This window comes from Lacrimispora sphenoides, from assembly GCF_900105215.1.
Lineage (GTDB): Bacteria > Bacillota > Clostridia > Lachnospirales > Lachnospiraceae > Lacrimispora > Lacrimispora sphenoides_A.
On the sequence record NZ_FOIP01000001.1, the window covers coordinates 2,759,081 to 2,782,281 of the forward strand.

The window sequence follows — 23,201 nt, forward strand, 5'->3', positions numbered from 1 at the left end:
TATCCATTGATGCATTGAAAGGAAAAATTATTGAAGGAATATATTGCGGAATGTATAAATATTTTAGGTGATTTTTGTGGGAAGAGGGATGTTCCTGCATTGACATCAGAGTATCTGAGAAAAAAATATGGAATAGAACAGGCAGACGTAATGGTCCTTTTCGGAGGCAGCATTCTCTGCGGTGGGGATATCCTGGCTCATGCAATGAAAAAGGGAATAGCAAAAAAATACATCATTGTAGGCGGGGCAGGTCATACAACGGAAACCCTGCGTCTTAATATGCATGATGAATTCCCTGATATAGAAACAGCCGGTCTGCCGGAAGCAAAGATATTTGAAGCATATATCGAACACCGTTATGGATTAAAGGCAGATTTTCTGGAATGTAATTCTACAAATTGCGGAAACAATATAACATATCTTCTGGAACTGCTAAAGGAAAACAACATTTCTTTCAACCGTATAATACTCGCACAAGATGCATCCATGCAGAATCGAATGGAAGCAGGACTCCGGAAATATGTAGCTGAAGATGTGACTATCATTAATTATGCCATTTACCGCGCACATGTGATTGTGAGGGATTCGGAACTTGCTTTTGAAGAAGAGATATGGGGAATGTGGGATATGGACAGGTATATAACCCTGTTAATGGGCGAGATTCCCCGATTGTCAGACAATGCAGACGGATATGGGCCGAAAGGGAAAGGGTTTATTGCCCATGTGGATATACATAAAGAAGTTGAGAATGCTTTTGAGGGATTGAAAAAAGAATACGCTGACATGGTTCGGACAGCGGATCCTTTGTATGCGTCAGCAAGATGATTTTCTGAGATTTTCTATTCGCCTGCTCATTTTCCGCTTTCGAATTTTTCTACATCGTCAGACATGTAATGCCGCAAGCTGCATGAACACTATGTTTTTGCAGGATTGCGGCATCTTTTTATTCGCTTCCACTCTTTTCTTTTTTTCAGAATGGCAGCTTGTAATGATTATTTTTTATCGAGGTTTTCTAAAATTTCATGATAACGTTTTGTTGCTAATGCGCTTGGCGCTCCCTTTTTGCAGAATGAGAGTTTTGCCAACTTAGGGACCACTCGCTCAACGATGATCTGACCGTCAACTGTTTTTGATTTCAAACATTCAAATGCTTCCAGGAAACGGCTATCATTTTTTGCACGGTCATAAAAAGATAGAATATAGACATATTCAAATAAATTATAATTGCGGAATGGGTATTCAACCTGCATAAACAGAGTTCCGATACCATAATGACAAGGACCGATGGGTTTACGAATGACCCAATGTTCAAGCAGAAATTCTACTGCTTTATTTAGCGCCTGTTCTTTATTTAAATAGTCGCTGAACCGAAAGGCATCAAGCACATTCAGTGTAGGTTTTGGATTGGAATACTCCGTTTCTTCCCCATGGCCATATGAAAACTTATTGCAGCGCCAGCCTCCGTCTTTGTATTGTGTATCCAAAAAATGGCGGAAGGTTGTTTGAATTCTGCTATCTGAAACATACCCCAAATGACACAATACATTGGCAGCTATTGCCGTTTGACATGGTAAAATACTGCCTTTGGGATAAATTTTAAAACGCCCGTCATCCTGCCATACGCTAAAAATTAAATCAGCAGCAGCTTTTAAAACAGGATCTTCCGGCGGCACTCCAAGTTCCGATAAAAAAAGCACGCTGTCAAAAGTCGAAAACGGAGATCCTTTCAAAAGCCGTTTATCGGGAGTTGCCCAAAGGTCAGCCCCATTGTCATGCCTGTGAGATAATATTGCTTCCACATCTGATAAGTATTGATTTTCCACCGCCATTTTATAGTCCTCCACAACAGTTATTCCGCTTATTAGTTTTTCGAGCACCCAAACGTTAAGGTCTATATACTAATTCGAATTCCTCGCATACGACTGGCATATCTTCATCAAATATTTTTCCGGTTTCAGACATCTCTTTGCTGAAAAATTCAACATGCACTTTTCTCCAGTATTCCAAAGAACCATCGCCTTCGCCTTCTTTCCCGGCATGTTCCTCACTTACCTCCCGAAATGGGACGATTGAAACTTTTGTTGTTTTAATAATACAAACCGCTTCATCCTTTGAGTCGAGAATAACGCTATAGTCTCCTACTTTTGGCAGTGCTTCGTTTTCTGCTTCATATATGGGATACGCAGAGGCTGTCCCTGTTTTAATACCTTTTAATACTAATTCCGCCAGTTCATCAGGTACAGCACCAAACGCCCATGATTGATATTCCGTTCCTTCGATTTGATTTTTTAATACAAATTTATCCCACATCTGTTCTGCATTCATGATATCTTAATTATCCCATCTTTCAGTTATTTTTAAAACCCCAAAATACAAAATCACTTCGTATCAGCTTCTTATTTATTAGAAAATTATACAATAATTCCTGAAATAATTCCACACAAATTATAATGAATATCTATTTGCAGAAAAGTAATAGGGGTTAAGGGATACCTCTCGGGAAAGAAGGGAAAGAAAACAAATAAAATCAGCAAAAAGTCCTCTATCCAAGCCATCTTCATCAATGTGTTATGCATGCTTATTAATCATTTTTTATTGTTTAATCAATGAAAAAACGGAGATGATAAGAGTAAATAAAGAATATGCATCACATCTTTTTTAAAAATTATTGAATTTGAAATGATCATTCAGACTGATGATAAAGCTAATAGAGATATCCATTTTATTGCAATAGCTGCCACCGAAAGAAAATAGTTACAACTAAAATATGACAGTGTGATTTAGTTAATTTCTCACATACTAAGAGAGGAGCAAAAAAATTGTCTCCTTTCATTCACCTAAGGAGGTATGCGAGATGGGAAAAAATAAATTTCATAAATTTATAGTAAGAGCGTTCTGGATCAGCCTGATCTTTTGCATCGGATTTTCCTGGTTCTATATGAAGCGGGTAATTCCCGACAAGTTAAATATCGTTGCACAAGAAGAAGAGCAGTTTCATTTCTCCATGCCTTTTGATGTGACGCTGTCATCTGACAGCGAGGAAGTGGTCTTAAATAATGGATCAAATATTCCTTCCGACAAGATCCATCTTCAGGTAAATCAGCCATTTTCCTTATATTCGGAAAACCAGGGAAGCTATAAGCTGGGGCTTAAGCTGTTTGGATGGATCCAATTAAAGGACATACAGGTGAATGTAGTAGATACCAAGTATGCCATTCCTTGCGGCACACCCATTGGTATCTACTTAAAATCCGACGGTATCATGGTAATCGGTACCGGAGATGTAACAAAAAAGGACGGAATGGTTGTAGAGCCGGCTTTCGGGATACTGCAATCAGGGGATTATATTGAAGCCATCAATGGAACACCTCTTAAGGACAAGGAAACTCTGATGAATGAGCTGAGCAAAATAGGCGCCTCAGAAGCAATGCTAAAAATCAGACGGAATGGGGAATCCATTGATGTAAAAATGAATCCTACGGAAGCAGAAGACGGAACCTACAAGCTGGGAGTCTGGGTAAGAGATGACACTCAGGGAATTGGTACCATGACTTATGTTGACATGAACGGACAGTTCGGTGCATTGGGTCATGGAATCAGCGACAGTGATACCGGCAATGTGGTTCAGATTACCAATGGAGCCCTTTATGAGACAGCGATTCTAGGAATTGAAAAGGGAACCTTTGGAAAGCCGGGAGTGATGAGCGGGATCATCTATTATGGACCAGGATCGACCCTGGGAACGATTACCGCCAATACAGAAGAAGGAATATTTGGAAACGTAAATGACAGGTTTAAACAGAGCATGGTGCAGGATGCCATTCCCATTGGCTACCGGCAGGATGTGAAGAAGGGAACGGCCTACATCCGAAGCGATGTTTCCGGAAAGGTGAGGGATTATGAGATTGAAATACAGCGTGTGGATTATTCCACCACTCATAAAAGTAAGGGAATGGTGATTAAGGTCACAGACCCGGATCTTTTGGCTTTGACCGGCGGAATCGTGCAGGGCATGTCAGGAAGCCCGATTATACAGGATGGAAAGTTGATAGGAGCTGTAACCCATGTGTTTATCCAGGACTCTACAAGAGGGTATGGGATATTCATCGAAAACATGATCAATCACTGAGTCCTAAGGCCAGGAGAGAAAAGAACAGAATCGTAAAAATTTACGGCGCCGTTCTTTTCTTTTCTTTTCACATTTTTGATTAAATAATAATAATTACAACGGATTTTAGGTAAATCAGAATATTTTTAGAAGTATTTCACAATAAATACATTTAAATATTTTTTCTTAATAGTCGAAATATAGAAAATAAAGTTACAAAAATGGCATGTTTTATAGAATGTGCTTTTCAAGGTAATTATAATGTGCTAATATAAGATTCATGGGATGGAAAATTTCGGAATTTTTTTGACGACAAGGAGTTTCAATTTTCAACACCGGTGGAGAATCAAAGGACCTTCAGGGTTTTGGACCGGGGTAAGCCTTTTCGACCTTCGACGTAACAAAGGAAAAAAATACTTTTAAAATCAACTTAAAAATCAGTTCCTTTTGTCGAATAATGCGATAGAATCCCGTTGCGGCATAAGCTAAGGCAAGACTATAATGGCTTTACACTAGTTTTAACCTATTTTTGAAGAATCAGAAGGAGAGTATCAATATGTCAGAAATTAGTATTGCGATTGCGGATGATAACCTGCAGACATTGAATCTGCTGAACGATATACTGGAGGGAGAGGAGGATTTTCACGTAGTAGGAAGAGCGGATAATGGCGAAGACGCTTATAACATGATCCTCAAAACAAATCCTGATGTTGTCTTATTGGATGTGATTATGCCGAGAATGGACGGAATAACAGTTATGGAACGGGTACGCGGAAATGGTGCTGTTACAAAGATTCCGTCATTTATTATGGTAACTGCAGCAGGAAGCGAGAATATTACTGAAGATGCTTTCCGAATGGGAGCAAATTACTACATAATGAAGCCGTTTAATAAGGATATTATCGTCGATAAGGTACGAAGGGTAGGACAGAGAAAGTCGAAGACTCCCAGCTTACAGGGGATGAAAAAAGTAAAACCTTATGTCAATAAAACGGAATACATGGAGCAGAACCTGGAAAATGATGTAACACAGATGCTTCATGAAATAGGCATTCCTGCGCATATTAAAGGTTACCAGTATTTGAGAGATGCCATTGTTATCTCCGTACAGGATCAAGAAATGCTCACCTCTGTCACTAAGATACTGTACCCTTCCATTGCAAAGAAACATCAGACAACTCCCAGCAGGGTGGAACGTGCGATACGTCATGCCATAGAGGTGGCCTGGAGCAGGGGAAAGATGGATACCATCAATGATTTGTTTGGATATACGGTAAGCACCGGCAAAGGAAAACCTACGAATTCTGAATTTATTGCTTTAATAGCCGATAAGATAAGACTGGATTATAAAAAACTATCCTAATTTGTAACTTTTGATACTTCCTTATTTCTTTAAAATGCAGTATACTAAATAAAAACCGACAATACCCCAACGGGAAAAGGATAAGGGAGGTTTTTGGATGAAGAAGATTTTATTCGTTGCATCAGAGGCAGTACCTTTTATTAAGACAGGTGGTCTCGCAGATGTTGTGGGATCCCTTCCCAAGTGTTTCGATACAGAGTATTTCGATGTTAGAGTCATGATTCCCAAATACCTATGTATCAAAGAAGAGCTGAGGAACCAGATGACCTATATTGACCATTTTTATATGGACTATCTGGGCCAAAACAGGTATGTGGGAATTCTTCAGTATGTTCATGAAGGCATTACATTTTACTTTATTGATAACGAAGAATATTATAATGGTTCCAAGCCCTATGGGGACTGGTATCATGACCTGGAAAAGTTTTGCTTTTTCTCCAGAGCAGCCTTGTCAGCGCTTCCGGTTATCGGATTCCAGCCGGATGTGGTTCACTGTCAAGACTGGCAGACCGCCCTTATTCCTGTTTTATTAAAGGACCGGTTTCATGATGGAGATTTTTTCAGGAACATGAAATCCGTAATCACGATTCACAATTTAAAGTTCCAGGGCGTATGGGATGCAAAGACGATACAGAAGCTTACATGTCTGCCGGATTATTATTTTACTCCGGATAAGCTGGAAGCATATAAAGATGGCAATCTGTTAAAGGGCGGCATAGTTTATGCCGATGCCATAACTACGGTCAGCGATACTTATGCGGAAGAAATAAAGATGCCGTTTTACGGGGAAGGGTTAGATGGCCTGATGCGTGCACGTGCAGGCAGTCTCCGGGGAATTGTCAATGGCATTGATTATGAGGAGTTCGATCCGGAAACCGATCCGCATATTGAAAAGAATTATAATTTAAAAAATTTCCGTAAGGAAAAGGTGAAGAACAAGCGGGCTTTGCAGCAGGAGCTTGGACTGAATCAGGATGAGAAGAAGTTTGTAATCGGTATTGTTTCCAGACTGACAGACCAAAAAGGTCTGGATCTGGTCCAGTGCGTGATTGATGAGATGTGCAGTGATGATATCCAGCTGGTAGTCCTTGGTACCGGAGAAGAACGGTATGAGAATATGTTTCGCCATTATGCGTGGAAATACCAGGATAAGGTTTCAGCTAATATCTATTATTCAGAGGCAATGTCCCATAAGATTTACGCTGCCTGTGATGCGTTCCTTATGCCATCTTTGTTTGAACCATGCGGTCTGAGCCAGCTTATGGCTCTCCGGTACGGCTCCGTACCCATTGTACGGGAAACCGGTGGTTTAAAAGATACGGTTGAGTCGTATAATGAATATGAGAACCGGGGAACCGGTTTCTCGTTCTCTAATTATAATGCTCACGAGATGTTAGGGATTATCCGGTACGCGGAGGGGGTCTACTACGATAAGAAGCGTGAGTGGAACAAGATCATAGACCGCGCCATGGCAAAGGATTACTCATGGAAAACTTCAGCCATGAAATATCAGGAACTATATGATTGGCTGATTGGCGATTAAGCCGGCCATGGATCAGGAAAGAAGCGTTTGAATAAGGATGGACAGCATGCATTTAACCCGAGAAGAAAAAGAAGAAGCAATTCGGTGGGCAGAAGATTCTTCCTGGGTAGAACGGGAAGATTACTGTGAAGATACAGATTATATGGACTGCGTCAGGGACATTATAGATAGTCAGGTATTCCAGTCCATGGATAATTATATGCAGCACGGAGACACAAGCTGCAAGGCTCATTGCATTAAGGTATCCTATATGGGCTACTGTATTTGCAGGAAGATGGGCTGGGATTATGCTGAGGTCGCAAGAGCCGGTCTGCTTCATGATTTGTTTTTGTATGATTGGCATACCCATGCAAAGGAAACGGGGGAACATTTCCATGGTTTTACTCATCCCCGGACTGCACTCAATAATGCAGTAAAATATTTTGATTTAACAGAAAAAGAAAAAAATATGATTTTACGCCATATGTGGCCGCTGACACCCATCCCCCCAAAGAGCCGGGATGGAATGGTGATCATTTATTCTGATAAATTTTGCGGACTGATTGAAACAATGGCCAGGATCAAGCGTTGGATCTTATTTGGATTTGGAAAGAAAAGCGCTGCATAATACGGAGGAAACCATGACATTTTGGGAAGATATACTTGGGAATCAGGTTTTGATTACTGCAGTTGCCGGTTGGCTGGTTGCACAGGTTTTAAAGACGATCATTGACCTGGCCCTTAACAAAAACTTTAATCCGGAGAGGCTTGTGGGATCTGGGGGAATGCCCAGTTCCCATTCCTCAACGGTATGTGCATTGACGACCGCCGCCATTTACCGCTATGGCGTCGGTTCTTTTGAGTTTGCGGTCTGCTTTGTCCTATCCATGATTGTCATGTATGATGCCATGGGGGTGCGCAGGGAAACCGGAAAACAGGCCAAGCTGTTAAACAGCATCCTGCTGGAAAACCCATTTGAGCTTAGCGGAGAGATATTACAGGAACGATTAAAGGAATATGTAGGACATACCCCGCTTCAGGTGGCGGCAGGTGCAATTTTAGGAATCTTGCTGGCGCTGTTTATCTCTCAGTACTATTAATCAAATACTTTGCATCTACGGGAATAAAGAAGAAAATTTTCTGGGAATCGTAAGAAAATAGTCCTTGATTTCTTAAGATATCCATTATATACTTTAACAAGTTCAAAAATTGTTAAAATTGGAGGTAAAATGGATATGTCAATTTATCATAGGATAAACTGTTTTTTCCTATTCAGTTTACTTGGATACCTTCTTGAATGTTCCGTACTCAGTTTTGAGAATAAAAGGCCTGTGCTGAATCGAGGATTCGGACATGGACCGTTCTGTATCATCTATGGATTTGGTGCCACGGGAGCGATGATCCTGCTTAAGCCTCTTGCAGGCAATCCGGTTCATCTTTATTTCGCCTCTATGGCTATGGCAACCTTTATGGAGCTTTTAACAGCTCACATGATGATAAGGCTGTTCGGTTCCTTCTGGTGGGATTATAGCCGGAAGCTGTTTAATTACAAAGGGATCATCTGTCTGGAAAGCAGTATTGCATGGGGGTTCCTGGGAATTTTTTATTTCCGCTTCCTAAACGGATTTGTCAATCAGATGGCAGGGATGATACCGGAGTATTTTGAACGATTGGTGGCAATGGGCCTTTTGATTTTTTATATGGCAGATTTCATATACACCATGAGGATGCAGCTTCGGGATGACTATGACGATGATGATACGTCCATGATCGGACGATTGAAAGTTTATTGATGATTGGCGGGATTCGATATGGGTCCCGCTTATTTGCTATTTTATAGCATAAAAGCAATGGGCCAAATTTGCTTTCGCGTCTTTTGGAGAATGCAGTACAATAATAGACGCTTGCGTCTATTCTATATATATTAAATCAGAAAAAGTGACATGGAGGTTAGGGATGAATAAGATAGAAAGGCTTGTATTGGCTTCCGCTTCACCAAGAAGGAAAGAGCTTCTGGCTCAGATCGGAATAACGCCGGAAATCGTGCCCAGCACCATAGAGGAGAAGATTACCACAAGTGTGCCCGAGGAGGCGGTGATGGAATTGTCCCGCCAGAAGGCAAAAGATGTGGCCAGCCGCATGCAGCCGGGAACTTATGTCATCGGAGCGGACACCGTAGTTGCAGCAGGCGGTGAGATTCTGGGCAAGCCAGTCAGCCACGAGGACGCTTACCGGATGATTTCCCTGATGGAAGGAAGGACTCATCAGGTATACACAGGGGTTACCCTGGTGTATTGTGGAGAACGTGGAAATAAAGTCAGGACATTTGTAGAAAAGACCGATGTTCATCTCTATCCCATGTCTGACGGGGAGATAAGGGTCTATGCAGACAGTGCAGATCCTATGGACAAAGCCGGGGCCTATGGGATACAGGGAATATTCGCAGCTTTTATTAAAGGGATTGACGGCGATTATAATAATGTAGTAGGATTGCCTGTAGGACGTGTGTACCAGGAGATAAAGCAGATGTTTGAACAGGAGGATAAGGAATGATTAAACTGATTGCATCGGATATTGACGGAACTCTTGTGCCGGATGGAGGCAACGAGCTGAATCCTGAGCTTTATGATGTGATTTTAAAGCTGCGGGCAAAGGGGATCCAGTTCGCCGCGGCCAGCGGACGCCAGTGGCTCAGCATTGAATCCATATTTGAACCCATCAAGGAAAAGGTATTCTATCTTTCGGATAACGGCGCCTATGTGGGCTGTCATGGCAGAAGCCTGTACGTCAACCCCATTGAGCGTAAGACGGTTATGGATATGGTACAGGATGTGAGGAATATGGCTGGACTTGATATCATGATCTGCGGACCCGATGTGATTTATACAGAGACAGACAACCAGGAGTTCCTGGACTGGATGATAAACGGCTACAAGTTCCATGTGAAGCAGGTAGAGGATATAACTAAGGTGGAATCTGAATTCATCAAGGTCTCCGTGTACCGCAAGACCGATGTGGAGGCCCATACCAGAACCTTACGGCAAAAATATGCGGACCGCCTTAAGATGACCATAGCAGGAGATATGTGGCTGGACTGTATGAGACCGGGAATTAACAAAGGGCAGGCAGTGAAGCTTCTTCAGGACAGTCTTGGGATCAAGCCGGAAGAGACTATGGCATTTGGCGATCAGTTAAATGATATTGAGATGTTAAAGCAGGCATATTACAGCTTTGCCGTAGGAAACGCCAGGGAAGAAGTAAAGGCGGCAGCCAGATTTCGGACGGACACGAACGTAAACGACGGGGTCCTGAAAATACTGAAGCTGCTTTAAGCAGCGTGAAAAGAGGGATGCTCGTGAAAGGACAATTTAAGATTATGGGAAAAGTCCTTCTCGCTGCTGCAGCGGCAATTGCCCTGCTGTCCGGCTGCAGGGCTAATATCCCCCTTGTTTCTGAATCTTTGGAGACAAAGGCGTATACGCTGTCCCAATCCATGGTGATCGTGGCTACGGAGAGGAACCGGTATCAGCAGATTTATACCAATCAGATCTGGGGAGTGGACTTACCAGGCGGCCAGACTTTTGAAACCTATCTGGTGGATCAGGTAAAGGAATTTCTTCAGGAAATGAAAATGATGAATCTCCTGGCTAGGAATAAGGGAGTCACCCTGACAAGTGCGGAAAAGGAAGAAGTCCGTAAAGCGTCGGAAGAATACTTTTCTTCCCTGACAAAGGAAGATATTTCCTACATGGGAGCCACGGAAACGGATGTGCGGACGATGTATGAGGAATATTACCTGTCCAATAAGGTAGTGGATGAACTGACAAAGGATATGAATCTGGAGATCAGCGACAGCGAGGCCAAAGTGGTCCAGGTGGATCAGATCGTTATGTCTGATGCGGATGTAGCTTCGGCTGTGCTTTTAAAGGCAGAAGCCGAGGGGGCTGATTTTTCTGTACTTGCCAGGGAATATTCAGAGAATCCTGTTACCACATACAAAATCGGCAGAGGGGAGAATCCAGGCCCCTATGAAGATGCTGCCTTTTCTCTTTCTGCAGGTCAGATCAGTCAGGTGGTGGAGGATAATGGCAAATATTATATAATCCGGTGTGTAAATGATTATGATCAAGACGCTACCCAGGAGAGGAAAGCCGGGCTATACCGCAAACGGAAAAAGGAAGCCTTTGATCAGATCTATTCCCAGTTTAAGAAAGATAATCCGATTACTTTCACCAATGAGATATGGAAAGATGTAAAATTCTCCAAAGATGACAAGACTACTACCACGAACTTTTTTGAAATCTATAAGAAGTATTTTTCTGACTAACCATAGGGGAAGGATGGGGAAAACTACAGATGAAACCGGAAGAATATGATAGGATGAGAGGACGCAGCCGGAGGCGCAGAAGAAACCGGGGTCGGGAGATCCTTATAGGGGTTTTCCGGATTCTGCTTGCCTTGTTTCTATTGGTCTGCCTGACGGTTGGGGGCGTGTTTGGCTACCGGTACTGGGAGGGAAGTAAGACCTCTGATTCTCCTTTGGAAACCAGCCGGGCAGTGGCGCCGGAAACCATGGGGGAATCGCATTAAAGGGAATGGATCTTCTGTTTCGATATAGGTGAGTTGATTATGATATACATTAAATCTGTTTATTTTAATAAGAAAAAGGAATATAATGATTCTAAATATGAGTTTAATATACCTGCAATAAAACAACTTATTGAACAAAAGGAATTGAAATTTTCTACAGATGTTACTTTTTTTGTGGGTGAGAACGGAGTAGGTAAGTCGACTCTTTTAGAAAGCCTGGCCATTGCTTCTGGATTTAATCCGGAAGGTGGAACAAGGAACTTTAATTTCTCGACGAAGGATACACATTCTCAATTATCAGATTATTTAGTTTTATCAAAAAGCCATGTTAAAGCAAGAGATGGTTTCTTTTACCGGGCAGAGAGCTTTTATAATGTATCTACAAATATTGATGAGCTTGACAGCGATGTACGATTATTAGATAGTTATGGAGGAATATCTTTGCACAAACAGTCCCATGGAGAAGGTTTTCTTTCCTTAATAAAGAATCGATTTGGCGGAAATGGACTTTATATTTTGGATGAACCGGAAGCAGCACTTTCGCCTTCCAGACTGATGAGCTTGATATGCCTGATCGATCAATTGGTTGAGAGAAATTCACAATTTATCATTGCAACACATTCTCCTATTTTAATGGCATTTCCTAATGCAACGATATACCAGATTGATGATAAGGGGTTTAAAACTGTTAAACTGGAAGAAACGGAGCATTACATTATTACAAAAGCTTTTACAAATAACTATAAAAAAATGATTTCTGAGCTGCTTGAATAACATAATTAAGTATGGAAAAATTAAGAGAAGTTGGGACTTGGAGCCTGTTCTATGGCTGGTCTCAATTTAAAACGTTTAGGAGCCGGGCTTTTTAAAGCCCGGCTCCATCTCATTGGTTCAGTTCTGAAAAATTCGATTTTAATTTCTGATACAATTCCCCCTGAACAAAATTCTCAAAGCAAACTTCATCTTGTGGAAGAATTACATCTGCGTACTCCATCACTGCCTCAGCGGTAGGCTTTATGCTGGAAGAAGTACTTTGAATCATAACAAAGAGAGCAGGTTCAGCCACCAGTCGTACGCTGTTGGATTCACAAAGAATAAGGGCGTCCTTTGGAACCAGTTTCAGCGCTTCCTCTAATGCTTCTCTTAAATTTTCCTTATAGGCACGGATGAGATAAACCTGATTTGCCCCGGCCTTTTTTAAAAGCATGGTATCTTTTGTTCCGGTACCGGTCTCCAGCGTGATGTCAAAGGAACCTTTCAGTCCTTGGCAGATCCCGCAGCCCTGTCCTCCTCTGGGGCATATATCCCCATGGTTTCTTATGGTTATCAGCTTGAATGCAACAACCGGTAATGTATCCTTAAAGGCATGGATAATCTGAAGTGCCAGGGTTGTTTTTCCGCTGTTCCGTCCCGTTGCGCCGATTAGTACCATATGTCTGGCTTGCAGAAGCGTTTTGTTTTCTGTACTCATATATGCTCCGTTTTCATAAATTGCTGCACTTTTTTGGTAAAACCAATATCATTTTGTGCAAAATTATTTTTATTATAACACGTTCCTAACATGGGTACAACATGGAAATCACGGGGAAAATCGTCGGAAATGCGTGATATATTTAACAAAAAAACTTTTTGATGTTCAGGATTGTATCCCTTCGGCTGCCGCTTGTGCAGAAAACTTTATCTTGATTTTTATTATTGATCCAGTAAAAAGCCAGGCATTCTGTGTTTCAATGACACAATTATAAATATTGCCTGAAAAAAGTCATGGAAACGACGGTAAGAAATTGAGAAAAACATAACGAGAAAAAAATAAAATATTATACATTTATGTATTATAAACAAAATAAGATGTAACCGTTATACTAATTTGTGCATATTGACACAAGACCAATGGAGTGTTAATATAAAAAAAACCTAAAAATATTTTATTACCTAAAATTTTTTTTTAGGTATCAATGTCCGGTGAGTTTCATAAAAAACAAAAACAGGAGGTGATTTCTTTCGAAAGCGCAGATAAAAAAATCGAAAATGTAACAGCCGCCATTTTATGCGGAGGCAAAAGCAGGAGAATGGGTTTTGATAAAGCATTTTTGATGGAGGATGAGCAGTATTTGCTGCTGCAGACAGCGGGGAGGCTGCAAAGCCTGTTTGAACAGGTGGTTCTGGTCAGCAATACAAAAGCCAAGTTTGTCGGCCGGACGGATTTTACGGAGTTTCGCATATTAGAGGATCACTACATGGAAAAGGGTCCCATGGGCGGGATAAGTACTGTTTTAGAGCAGGTTCAGACAGAATACGTTTTTATTATGGCCTGCGATATGCCTTTACCGGATATTGGGCTGATCGGCCGAATGTACCGGAAGCTGGAAGAGGAACAGGTTTTGGTTTGCAGTCATCAGGGGAAATTAGAGCCTTTGCTCGCCTTTTACCATAAGTCCTGCCTTCCTGTTTTTAAAAAGCAAATGGAGATAGGAGAACTCAAGCCTCGCAGTGCTTTTCCGGCCCTGAATGTGGGCCTGTATTGCTTAAGCGATACGGAAATAAACGCTATCGTAAATTTAAATACACCGGAAGATGTACAAAATTGGAACCAGAAAACAATAAAAAAATGAATGGAGTTACATAGGGGGGAACATGGGATTTTTTAGTCCGGCAGAAGTTTTGGATATTTTGGGAGATAAGGCCCAAATAAAAAAGAAGTTGTCTTTTATGAAATTGTTTTTACTTTCTATTCTTGGCGGTTCATTTATCGCAGAAGGCTTTTTAGCCTGCATACGTGTACAGGGAACTATGCCTGCCCAGTGGGGAAGCTTTGCAACATTTCTCGGAGGCTGCCTTTTCCCTATGGGGCTCATGGCGATTGTGCTGGTTGGGGGAGAATTAGCCACCGGAAATATGATGACCATGGCCATCGGTTTGTTCCAGAAAAAGATCTCATTTTGGGATTTAACTTATAACTGGGTAGTGGTCATGGCAGGAAATATGGTTGGAAGCATAATCGTCGCCTACACGTTTGGGCATTTTGTGGGACTGACGGAAGGAGCCTTTTTGGCCAAAACCATGGCTGTAGCTAACTCCAAGATCAGCGATCCGCCTATGGTGGCACTGGTTTCTGCCATCGGCTGCAACATCTTTGTCTGCATGGCTGTATGGTTTGCGACCAGCGCAAAGGGTTTTACCGCAAAGATGGCGGGAATGTGGTTCCCTATTATGATTTTTGTGGTCTTGGGATTTCAGCATGTGGTGGCAAACGCTTTTGTCATTCCGGCAGCAATCTTTTCCGGTGAGTCTTCGATCACGTGGCTTAATTACCTGCAGAATACGGTGTTTGTCTTTATCGGCAACGCCATTGGCGGAGCGCTGGTTTTTGCCCTTCCCTGCTTCTGTATGTATGGGCAGGAAGAGAATGTCAAAACGGAATGTGAAGTAAAATTAAATGAAAGAAAGGGTCATTGCAATGGATACAAGGGTAAGGGAAGAAAAGCTGAGGATCATCCGGCAGGATGGAGCTAAGCAGGAAAACATCTTGGAAATTTTAATTGATCTTCAATTTGCTTCGGAAGAAGGCTATATTGACAAAGAAACTGCGGCCATGGTTGCAGAAGAGCTGCATATGACCGAAACCAGGGTGTATGAGATTGTCAGCTATTATGCGATGTTAAAGGATAAACCTCAGGCCAAATATGTCCTTAAGATCTGCAACAGTTCGCCCTGTCATTTCTCCCGCTCGGAAGAGGTGTGTTTATCCCTGGAGAAAAAGCTTGGTGTACCCATGGGTAAGACGACAGATGACGGTCTTTTTGCCTACCACTATATTCCGTGCGTGGGTGCCTGTGACATTGGTCCGGTCATTAAGATCAAGGATACGGTATTTGGAAATCTCAGCGACGAAAAAATATCTGCTTTGATTGATGACCTGCGCAGAGGCAAAATAGCCGTATAGGCTGAAAGGGGGAAACACCATGGCAATGAAAGAACCGGTCCTTTTAAAACGAGTGGTAAAAATGACGGATTCCACTTCCGTTGAGGAATATATAAAATACGGCGGTTTTGCGGCACTGCAAAAAGCCGTTACAATGGACAGGGAGGATATTTTAGGAGAACTGGATACCGCTTTGCTTCGCGGAAGAGGCGGAGCAGCCTATCCCTTAGGCCGTAAATGGCGCCATTTATACGGCAGCACCGATACTCCCAAATACATTGTCTGCAATGCAGACGAAGGGGAACCCGGCACCTTTAAAGATAAGCTGCTGTTAGAAAAGGATCCTCTCAGCATTATTGAAGGCATGCTGATCGCAGGATATGTCTTCGGTTCCAACGACGGTTACATTTATATCAGGGGGGAATACCGCCACATCCAGGCAGTGTTCCATCAGGCGGTAAGCAACGCTCTGGCTGCCGGATATCTGGGAAATAAGATTATGGGGATTGACGGGTTTGACTTTCAGCTCCACATTGTTTCCGGCGGCGGCGCTTATGTCTGCGGCGAGAACTCGGCGCTTCTTAATTCAGTGGAGGGCAAAACCGGGCGTCCAAGGGTGAAACCTCCTCATCTTGCCGATGTGGGTCTATACCTTAAGCCAACGCTTGTCAACAATGTGGAATCCTTCGCCTGTGTTCCGGCTGTTATCAATATGGGCGGAGAAGCTTTTTTGCAGCTTGGCACAAAGGATGGGGGCGGTACTAAACTCATCTGTTTATCCGGGCATATTAAAAACAGGGGAATTTATGAGATTCAGCTCGGTACGCCCCTTGAAGAGATTCTCTACAGCGAGGAATACGGAGGCGGCACTTCCACAGGGAGACCCATTAAATTCTGCCATTTTGGAGGTCAGTCCGGCCCCATCGGAACCAGTGGGCAGATCAAGGGCTGCCTGTATGATTACGGAGATTTCTGGTCCCATAAGCTGGCAGTGGGATCCGGCGCCATCGTGGTAATGGATGACAGTGTAAGCGTTGTGGACTATATCACAAGTGTCATGGAATTTTTTGTCCATGAGTCCTGCGGCAAATGTACGCCCTGCCGGCTGGGAACCACTCGGCTTTTAGAGCTGCTCCAGAATTTTCAGCATCATAAGGGCAGGCCGGGGGATCTTGAAAGACTTGAAAAGATGCTGGAACATATTACTTATTTGTCTGCATGCGGACTTGGCCAATCGGTATCAGTTTCTGTGAATTCTGCCTTAGCCGGCTACAGAGATGAATTCGAAGCCTGTATCAGTTAATGGAGAAGGAGGAGAATACTGTGTTAGAAACAGAGAAAAACAACTCTATGATTGTACTGGAAATCGACGGGCACGCCATTGCCGTACAAAAGGGAACCACCATTCTGGAGGCCTGTAAAACACTGGATATTGAGATTCCAACTCTCTGCCATATGAAAGAACTGGCACCGGACGGTTCCTGCCGGATGTGCGTGGTGGAAATCGAGGGCGGGCGAAAGGGAGGGCTGGTCCCTTCCTGCTCCGAGCACTGTGCTCCTGGAATGAAAGTATCCACCAGGTCGGATCGGGTGGTGGAATCCCGGCGGTTTATCCTGGATCTGCTTTTGAGCAATCATGTGCTCAGCTGCTTTGACTGTGCTTCCAACGGGGAATGCAGGCTCCAGGATTACTGTCTGGAATACGGTGTGGAAAAAACCAGCTTCCCCTATGGAAAGAGAGTAGGGACCAATGAATCGGACAGCAGCAATCCATTCTTTTCCTTCCATCCTGAAAAATGTATTATGTGCCGGCGCTGCACCAGGGTATGTCAGCAGCTGCAGGGACGTGATGTTATCAGCGTTTCCAACCGCGGCTTTGATACCCGCATGAGCCCCAGCTATCAGCTTCCATGGAGAGAGTCCATTTGTGAGTCCTGCGGAAATTGTGTTTCAAACTGTCCTACAGGGGCTCTTTCCTCTAAGGATCAGCAGAGGCACTACAGGGCCTGGGAGGTTAAAAAGGTACGGACTACCTGTCCCCATTGCGCTACAGGCTGCCAGATGGATCTTTTGGTGAAGAATAACCGGATCGTGGGGGTTAATCCGGCTGACGGACCATCAAACAGAGGGCTTTTATGCGTAAAGGGCAAATTCGGTTCCTATAAGTTTATTCATTCCGGAGACCGTCTTACCCATCCGCTTATCAAACGGGACGGAAAATTTGAGAAAGCAAGCTGGGACGAAGCCCTGGACTTAATCGCCCGCCGGTTTACAGAAATTAAAAAGAAGTATGGAGCGGATGCCAATGCCGGCTTTTCCTGCTCCCGGGCTCCCAATGAGGACAATTATATTTTCCAGAAAATGATGAGGGCCGCTTTTGGAACCAACAATGTAGATAACTGCGCAAGAGTCTGTCACTCCGCCTCCGTCCATGGCCTTGCGATGACCCTGGGTTCCGGAGCCATGACAAATCCCATCCGGGACATTACGGAGGATGTTGACCTTATTTTACTCATAGGCTCCAATCCAACCGAAGCCCACCCCGTGGTTGGCACACAGATCCGGCAGGCAATTAAGAGGGGCACGCAGATTATTGTGGTGGACCCGCGTAAGATCGATCTGGTTAAAGATGCGGTCATCCATATGCCAATCAAAGCTGGAACCAATATTGCGTTTGCAAACGCGATGATCCATGTCATTATCAAGGAAGGCCTTGCGGACATGGACTATATACGGGAGCGGACCGAAGGGTTTGAGGAGCTGGCGGAAATCGTGAAAGATTATACGCCGGAAAAGGTTGCAGAGATCTGCCACATTGATGCAGAGGATATCCGCAAAGCCGCAAGGATGTACGCCAGGGCGAAAAAAGCACCTATCATTTACTGCCTGGGAGTCACAGAGCATTCCACAGGGACAGAGGGCGTTATGAGCCTATCCAATCTGGCCATGGCGGTCGGAAAAATAGGAAAATCAGGCTGTGGAATCAACCCACTCAGAGGGCAAAATAATGTACAGGGCGCCTGTGATATGGGTTGTATGCCCTATGATTTCCCAGGATACCAAAAGGTGGCGAACAAAGAGGTTCGTGAAAAATTCGAAAGGGCATGGGAAATTCCTTTAAGTGAAACCACCGGACTCATGTCCACCCAGGTGCTGCCGGAAGCCATAGAAGGGAAGATCAAAGGACTCTACATTTTCGGAGAAGACCCTATGGTCACGGACCCGGATACGGGCCATGTTGCCAAGTCCCTGGAAAGTCTGGACTTTCTTGTGGTGCAGGAGCTGTTTATGACAGAAACGGCCCAGTATGCCGATGTGATTCTGCCCGGAACCAGCTATGGGGAAAAGGAGGGAACCTTCAGCAATACGGAACGCCGGGTGCAGAGAGTACGCAAAGCGGTGACTCTGGAAGGAGAAATGCGCCTGGATACGGACATCTTTTATGATGTGATGAACCGTATGGGTTATCCCTGCGAGAAAAAGACAGCGGCTGAGATCATGGATGAAATCGCCAGCGTAACCCCTGCCTTTGGAGGCATCAGCTTTGAGAGGCTGGACCGGGGGGAGACACTTCAATGGCCCTGCCTGGACAAAGAGAGCAAAGGCACGTATATCATGCATGTTGGAAAATTTTCACGGGGCCTTGGATATTTTTATCCGGCAAAGTACCGGCCGTCCAAGGAGCTTCCTGACAACGATTATCCGTTTATGATGGTCACGGGCCGCATGCTCTACCATTACAACACCAGAGCCATGACAGGCAGAACCGAAGGCTTAAATGAAATCTGCGGAGATTCCTATATTGAGATCAACCAGGGAGATGCAGTCATACTGGGAATTAAGGACGGGGACAAAGTCAAAGTATCCTCCCGCCGGGGTGAAATTGAATCCAGGGCGGTGGTAGGAGATAAGATGATGCCTTCCGAAGTATTTATGACCTTCCATTTTGCAGACGGAAATGTTAATAAAATCACGAATTTTGTGATCGATGATATCGCCCGGATTCCGGAATACAAGGTTTGTGCGGTGTCTGTAACACGAGCTTAATCCTGTCATTTAAGAAAAGGGGCTGCAAAATCTGTTAGTTTGCAGCAGCCCCTTTATCCTTTATTTTGTTATATTAGGAGGGAGGAGCCTGATTGATCGAATTAGAAGAAGCTGTTAGCCTATTGGTGAACAGCGTTAAAATAGAAACAAAGACAGAAAAGCTGGACATTTTATCAGCCTATGGAAGAATTTGCGTAGAGGATGTGACAGCCCCTTTTCCTGTCCCCCATTTCCCCAAATCAGGAATGGATGGGTATGCAGTCAGAAGTCAGGATACAAAAGGCGCTTCAAGGGAAACACCAATCCAATTTCAAGTGGCTGGTGAAATATGTGCAGGGGATTATCTTTCCATCAAGGCAAAACCCTGTACAGCGGTTCGGGTGATGACCGGTGCCGTGGTGCCGGAAGGCTATGACTGTGTGATACGCCAGGAAGATACGGACTATGGCCAGGAACAGGCGGAGATCTATGTGGAAGGAAGACCCTGGCAGAACTATTGCAGGATCGGAGAGGACTTCCAGGCAGGAACGTGCATGATCCCCCGGCGGGTCCGCTTGGGCGCAGGGCATATCGGTGTTTTAGCCAGTATGGGAATCCGGGAAATTGCGGTGCTTAAAGAGCCGAAGGTGGGCATAATCTCAACGGGAAATGAGCTTGTTCCGCTCACCAGTCCCTTGGGAGAGGTAGGGGTATATCCCAGCAGTGCCTATGCCATCGCCGCCCAGTTGAAAGCTCAGGGAGTCCAGGTTCCTTTTATGGAAATCTGCCCTGACGATGCCAGGGGTTTTTCCCGTATGTTGGATGAGAGAATCAGCCAGGCAGATGTGATTATCACCACCGGCGCACTTTCCGTGGGAAAAAAGGATTTTCTTCCGGAGGCATTGGAAACAATGGGTGCCGAGCGGCTTTTTCATGGAGTGAATATGCGGCCGGGTACGCCTGTCATGGCTAACCGGTACAAGGAGAAGCTCATCCTCAGCTTATCCGGTTATCCCTTTGCAGCCATGGTTAATTTCCGGCTGTTCTTCTGGCCTGTCATGGCCAGGATGGTTGGCGATGATTCTCTTTCCTGGAAAAAAATAAGACGTATGGTAGTTGAGGGAAACGCCAATGCGGCAAAAAGGAGGCGGTTTGTCCAGGCATTCAGCGATGAGATGGGCGTCCATATCTTTGACAGAAACCACCATTCCTCCGTTTTATCCGAAATGCTCCGTTCAAACTGCATCATTGATCAGAAACAGGGATCGGTTATTTCGCCGGGGGATATGGTGGATATTCTCTATTGGAAGCAGGACCGGTAAAATTATGCCTGGAAAAAGGCCTCTGCCAGATGAACAAGAGCTTCCTGGTCTTTCGTGCCCATGATTTCCCTTGCGGAGTGCATAGCCAGGATGGGCACGCCTGCATCTACCGTCCGCATGGTAAGAAGGGCGGAAGAAATGCTTCCCAAGGTGGAACCGCCTTTCACATCCGAGCGGTTGGAGAACTTTTTATAAGGAATATTATTTGTCCGGCAGATTCCTTCAATGACACCGGTGCTGGAAGCGTCGGTTGCGTAGGCCTGGCTGGATGCCAGCTTAATGGCAACTCCGTCTCCCATGAGGATCTGGTTCTTAATATCACATTTTTCCCCATGGTTGGGATGAATGGCATGAGCCACGTCCAGGGACAGCAAAAAGCCGCTAAGAAGAACATTAAGGAAGGTTTCCCTGGTATAACCCAGAGATAAGCAGATCTTTTCAAGAATGCGTTCCATCAGGGCGGAAGCAGCTCCCTGCTTTGTATGGCTACCGATTTCCTCATTGTCGTACAGGGCAATGGCATGAATGCCGTTTTTGCATGGTCCGGCCATAATCCCGCTTAAGCAGGCCTGTACGGATGTTAAGTTATCCAGCCGGGGAGAAGAATAGAACTCATTTTGTAAGCCTAAGAGAGTTCCCTGCTCCCAGTTATAGATGCAGATTTCATAATCCAGAATATCTTCCTTTTTCACACCGGCCTCTTTTGCCAGAGCTTCTAAGAAAAAGTCTTCTTTACTTAACTCATCCGTGATCCGGGTTATGAGGGGAAGCATGTCTATCTGTGCATTGATGGAAACTCCATCGTTGGCGTCCCGGTTCATGTGGATCGCCAGGTTGGGGACCGTAAGGAGGGGACGTGAAAAATCCACAAAGATGGTCTCAGGCTTCATGGGAGATGTTCCGGCTACGCAGACCTTACCCGCCATGGATAGGGGACGGTCAAACCAGGTTCCCAGTAAAGGACCTCCGTATACCTCAACGTTAAGTTTTCCATATTCAAGAGAAGTGACCTCGGGGGAGGGTTTTACCTTCAGGCATGGCCAGTCCGTATGGGACGCTGCCAGTTTAAGGGCCGGTATTTCACCTAACTCTTCCCCTACGCTAAATGCAACCAGGGTGGAATCAAAGACATTTATGTAGTATGACCCGCCCTGTTGTAACTTCCAGGGCTCGGCCAGGGACAGTTCCTTAAATCCTGCGGACAATAGCTGGTCCGCTGCCGCCATGATACAGTGGTATGGAGAAACGGATGCGGCGATCAGTGTCTCTAACTGCTTAATATGATTCATATGATTTCCTCTTTTCTGCCCATGCTTTTTGGGCATAATGGTATGACCGAAGGGCGCTTCCTCTTTTCTGCCTGTGTTTTGGGGAATAATGGTATAGCCGAGGGAGGCCTCTTCTTTTCTGCCTGTGTTTTTAAGGGCATGGTGCTGTTTGGCTAAGTCCGCAGTGCAAGCCAGGGAATCCGCAGGATTCCCTGGCTCACGGGCATTCGCACTATAAAACAGGGTGCAAAAAAAATTTCTTACGTGCGGGCACGACGAAAATTTTTTTGTACCCTGTTTTGCACTGCTCATTGCTTACGTGAAAATAGTATACCACAGAAAAAAACTGTTTGGAATAGCGAAGATCGTGGGAATTCCTGCGTTGACAGTCTGGGAGGATCCGGTGTATAGTTAACGGATAGAGATTATAAAATGGGGAGAAATTGCCATGATCGCACTGAAAATTGAGGACCTCAAGCTCTTTACCTCCAAGTTGTTCGTAGGGGAAGTGTTTGACCAGTTCCTTGCAAAGGAAGCTGTTATTGTTACCTTTAATACATTTACCATCGATGGAAATATCCGTTCCGCTTATTACTCCAAAGAGGAACTGGAGGATATGAATACGGGACAGCTTTCTACCTGGGCTATGATGAAGCCCTTTTGTTTTTCGTTAATTAAAGGAAAAAGACTTCCTGTCAGTTTCCGGATCATCCTGCAGATGTCAAAGGAAGGTACAGAGCGCTTTCTTGCCTCCCGCCAGATTGCCTTTACACCCGATCAGGTGAAGGGGCTGTACCTCAACATCCGCTATGAGGAAGATAAGCTTTCCTGCGTGACAGGAACCTCGGTTTCTGTCTTTACCCTAGATAAGACCCTGGATGAGGAATGGGATCAGGCATTTAAAGGATTTTTAAAACAAAATGAGATTCCTTTTCTGGAGGAATAGAATTATTAGCACTCAGTTTAATTGAGTGCTGATTTTCTATTGACATTTCCATAACAGCGTATTAAAATATTCTTTGCAGGTATGATTCATAAGTTTACAAATTTGTGAAAATTCCATGGAAACATGGAACTGAA

Annotated in this window: 23 protein-coding genes; 19 read left to right on the top strand and 4 right to left on the bottom strand. The window is 44.2% G+C overall.

The features are described from left to right. Nucleotides 1-30: 30 nt before the first annotated feature. Nucleotides 31-825, top strand: a complete 795-nt coding sequence (locus BMW45_RS12560; RefSeq protein WP_092244055.1) for a hypothetical protein — start codon at nucleotides 31-33, stop codon at nucleotides 823-825. A gap of 167 nt (nucleotides 826-992) precedes the next feature. Here BMW45_RS12560 and BMW45_RS12565 read toward each other — a convergent pair whose 3' ends face one another. Both BMW45_RS12565 and BMW45_RS12570 read right to left on the bottom strand, forming a co-directional pair. Further along, entirely contained in the window at nucleotides 993-1,829 is an 837-nt protein-coding gene (locus tag BMW45_RS12565) for a prenyltransferase (RefSeq protein WP_092244058.1), read from the bottom strand. A gap of 55 nt (nucleotides 1,830-1,884) precedes the next feature. Next, nucleotides 1,885-2,325, bottom strand: coding sequence for an ASCH domain-containing protein (locus tag BMW45_RS12570; protein ID WP_092244061.1), 441 nt, complete (start codon nucleotides 2,323-2,325; stop codon nucleotides 1,885-1,887). A 529-nt stretch (nucleotides 2,326-2,854) separates the two neighbouring features. Between BMW45_RS12570 and spoIVB the strand changes: the two genes are divergently transcribed. The 11 genes from spoIVB (at nucleotide 2,855) to BMW45_RS12625 (ending at nucleotide 12,357) form a co-directional block, all read left to right on the top strand. Further along, nucleotides 2,855-4,129: a SpoIVB peptidase gene (gene spoIVB / locus BMW45_RS12575; protein WP_092244064.1), complete on the top strand. Its 1,275-nt coding sequence runs from the start codon at nucleotides 2,855-2,857 to the stop codon at nucleotides 4,127-4,129. Between the two features lie 535 nt (nucleotides 4,130-4,664). Beyond that, on the top strand, nucleotides 4,665-5,471 hold the full coding sequence (spo0A, locus tag BMW45_RS12580; RefSeq protein WP_092244067.1) for a sporulation transcription factor Spo0A: 807 nt from the start codon (nucleotides 4,665-4,667) through the stop codon (nucleotides 5,469-5,471). 97 nt (nucleotides 5,472-5,568) lie between these two features. Continuing rightward, a complete protein-coding gene (gene glgA / locus BMW45_RS12585) occupies nucleotides 5,569-7,014 on the top strand; it encodes a glycogen synthase GlgA (protein ID WP_092244070.1) in 1,446 nt (481 codons plus the stop codon). A 37-nt stretch (nucleotides 7,015-7,051) separates the two neighbouring features. Further along, nucleotides 7,052-7,621: an HD domain-containing protein gene (locus BMW45_RS12590; RefSeq protein WP_092244073.1), complete on the top strand. Its 570-nt coding sequence runs from the start codon at nucleotides 7,052-7,054 to the stop codon at nucleotides 7,619-7,621. A 13-nt stretch (nucleotides 7,622-7,634) separates the two neighbouring features. Continuing rightward, the gene (locus tag BMW45_RS12595; RefSeq protein WP_035286794.1) at nucleotides 7,635-8,093 is read left to right on the top strand and encodes a divergent PAP2 family protein; all 459 of its coding nucleotides are present in this window, start codon (nucleotides 7,635-7,637) and stop codon (nucleotides 8,091-8,093) included. 135 nt (nucleotides 8,094-8,228) lie between these two features. Continuing rightward, nucleotides 8,229-8,786: a putative ABC transporter permease gene (locus BMW45_RS12600; protein ID WP_092246427.1), complete on the top strand. Its 558-nt coding sequence runs from the start codon at nucleotides 8,229-8,231 to the stop codon at nucleotides 8,784-8,786. Nucleotides 8,787-8,949: 163 nt separating this feature from the next. Beyond that, nucleotides 8,950-9,546 (top strand): Maf family protein, encoded by a 597-nt coding sequence (locus tag BMW45_RS12605; protein ID WP_092244076.1) that lies wholly within the window; start codon nucleotides 8,950-8,952, stop codon nucleotides 9,544-9,546. Further along, a complete protein-coding gene (locus tag BMW45_RS12610) occupies nucleotides 9,543-10,325 on the top strand; it encodes an HAD family hydrolase (protein WP_054791482.1) in 783 nt (260 codons plus the stop codon). Before BMW45_RS12605 ends, BMW45_RS12610 begins: the two co-directional genes overlap by 4 nt. A gap of 17 nt (nucleotides 10,326-10,342) precedes the next feature. Next, the gene (locus BMW45_RS12615) at nucleotides 10,343-11,320 is read left to right on the top strand and encodes a peptidylprolyl isomerase (RefSeq protein ID WP_242883009.1); all 978 of its coding nucleotides are present in this window, start codon (nucleotides 10,343-10,345) and stop codon (nucleotides 11,318-11,320) included. Between the two features lie 29 nt (nucleotides 11,321-11,349). Beyond that, nucleotides 11,350-11,583, top strand: coding sequence for a hypothetical protein (locus tag BMW45_RS12620; protein ID WP_092244082.1), 234 nt, complete (start codon nucleotides 11,350-11,352; stop codon nucleotides 11,581-11,583). A 39-nt stretch (nucleotides 11,584-11,622) separates the two neighbouring features. Then, the gene (locus tag BMW45_RS12625; protein ID WP_092244085.1) at nucleotides 11,623-12,357 is read left to right on the top strand and encodes an AAA family ATPase; all 735 of its coding nucleotides are present in this window, start codon (nucleotides 11,623-11,625) and stop codon (nucleotides 12,355-12,357) included. 109 nt (nucleotides 12,358-12,466) lie between these two features. On the opposite strand, the gene BMW45_RS12630 is transcribed toward BMW45_RS12625, so the two are convergent. Further along, entirely contained in the window at nucleotides 12,467-13,054 is a 588-nt protein-coding gene (locus BMW45_RS12630; RefSeq protein WP_092244088.1) for a hypothetical protein, read from the bottom strand. Between the two features lie 484 nt (nucleotides 13,055-13,538). On the opposite strand from BMW45_RS12630, the gene BMW45_RS12635 reads away from it, so the two are divergent. The 6 genes from BMW45_RS12635 (at nucleotide 13,539) to BMW45_RS12660 (ending at nucleotide 20,853) form a co-directional block, all read left to right on the top strand. Beyond that, nucleotides 13,539-14,195 carry a molybdenum cofactor guanylyltransferase gene (locus BMW45_RS12635; protein ID WP_092244091.1) on the top strand — a complete coding sequence of 219 codons (657 nt, stop codon included), beginning with the start codon at nucleotides 13,539-13,541 and terminating at the stop codon, nucleotides 14,193-14,195. A gap of 22 nt (nucleotides 14,196-14,217) precedes the next feature. Further along, nucleotides 14,218-15,096: a formate/nitrite transporter family protein gene (locus tag BMW45_RS12640; protein ID WP_092244094.1), complete on the top strand. Its 879-nt coding sequence runs from the start codon at nucleotides 14,218-14,220 to the stop codon at nucleotides 15,094-15,096. A 13-nt stretch (nucleotides 15,097-15,109) separates the two neighbouring features. Further along, a complete protein-coding gene (locus tag BMW45_RS12645) occupies nucleotides 15,110-15,526 on the top strand; it encodes an NADH-quinone oxidoreductase subunit NuoE family protein (protein WP_242883010.1) in 417 nt (138 codons plus the stop codon). 19 nt (nucleotides 15,527-15,545) lie between these two features. Continuing rightward, nucleotides 15,546-16,808, top strand: a complete 1,263-nt coding sequence (locus BMW45_RS12650; RefSeq protein WP_166433346.1) for a complex I 51 kDa subunit family protein — start codon at nucleotides 15,546-15,548, stop codon at nucleotides 16,806-16,808. Between the two features lie 20 nt (nucleotides 16,809-16,828). After that, nucleotides 16,829-19,552 (top strand): formate dehydrogenase subunit alpha, encoded by a 2,724-nt coding sequence (gene fdhF, locus BMW45_RS12655; RefSeq protein ID WP_465220281.1) that lies wholly within the window; start codon nucleotides 16,829-16,831, stop codon nucleotides 19,550-19,552. Between the two features lie 92 nt (nucleotides 19,553-19,644). After that, nucleotides 19,645-20,853, top strand: a complete 1,209-nt coding sequence (locus BMW45_RS12660) for a molybdopterin molybdotransferase MoeA (RefSeq protein ID WP_092244103.1) — start codon at nucleotides 19,645-19,647, stop codon at nucleotides 20,851-20,853. A gap of 2 nt (nucleotides 20,854-20,855) precedes the next feature. Here the strand turns inward: BMW45_RS12660 and BMW45_RS12665 are convergent, their stop codons facing one another. Continuing rightward, nucleotides 20,856-22,142 (bottom strand): M18 family aminopeptidase, encoded by a 1,287-nt coding sequence (locus tag BMW45_RS12665; RefSeq protein WP_092246433.1) that lies wholly within the window; start codon nucleotides 22,140-22,142, stop codon nucleotides 20,856-20,858. Nucleotides 22,143-22,569: 427 nt separating this feature from the next. On the opposite strand from BMW45_RS12665, the gene BMW45_RS12670 reads away from it, so the two are divergent. Beyond that, a complete protein-coding gene (locus BMW45_RS12670) occupies nucleotides 22,570-23,067 on the top strand; it encodes a DUF5721 family protein (protein ID WP_025234563.1) in 498 nt (165 codons plus the stop codon). The last annotated feature ends 134 nt before the right edge of the window (nucleotides 23,068-23,201 follow it).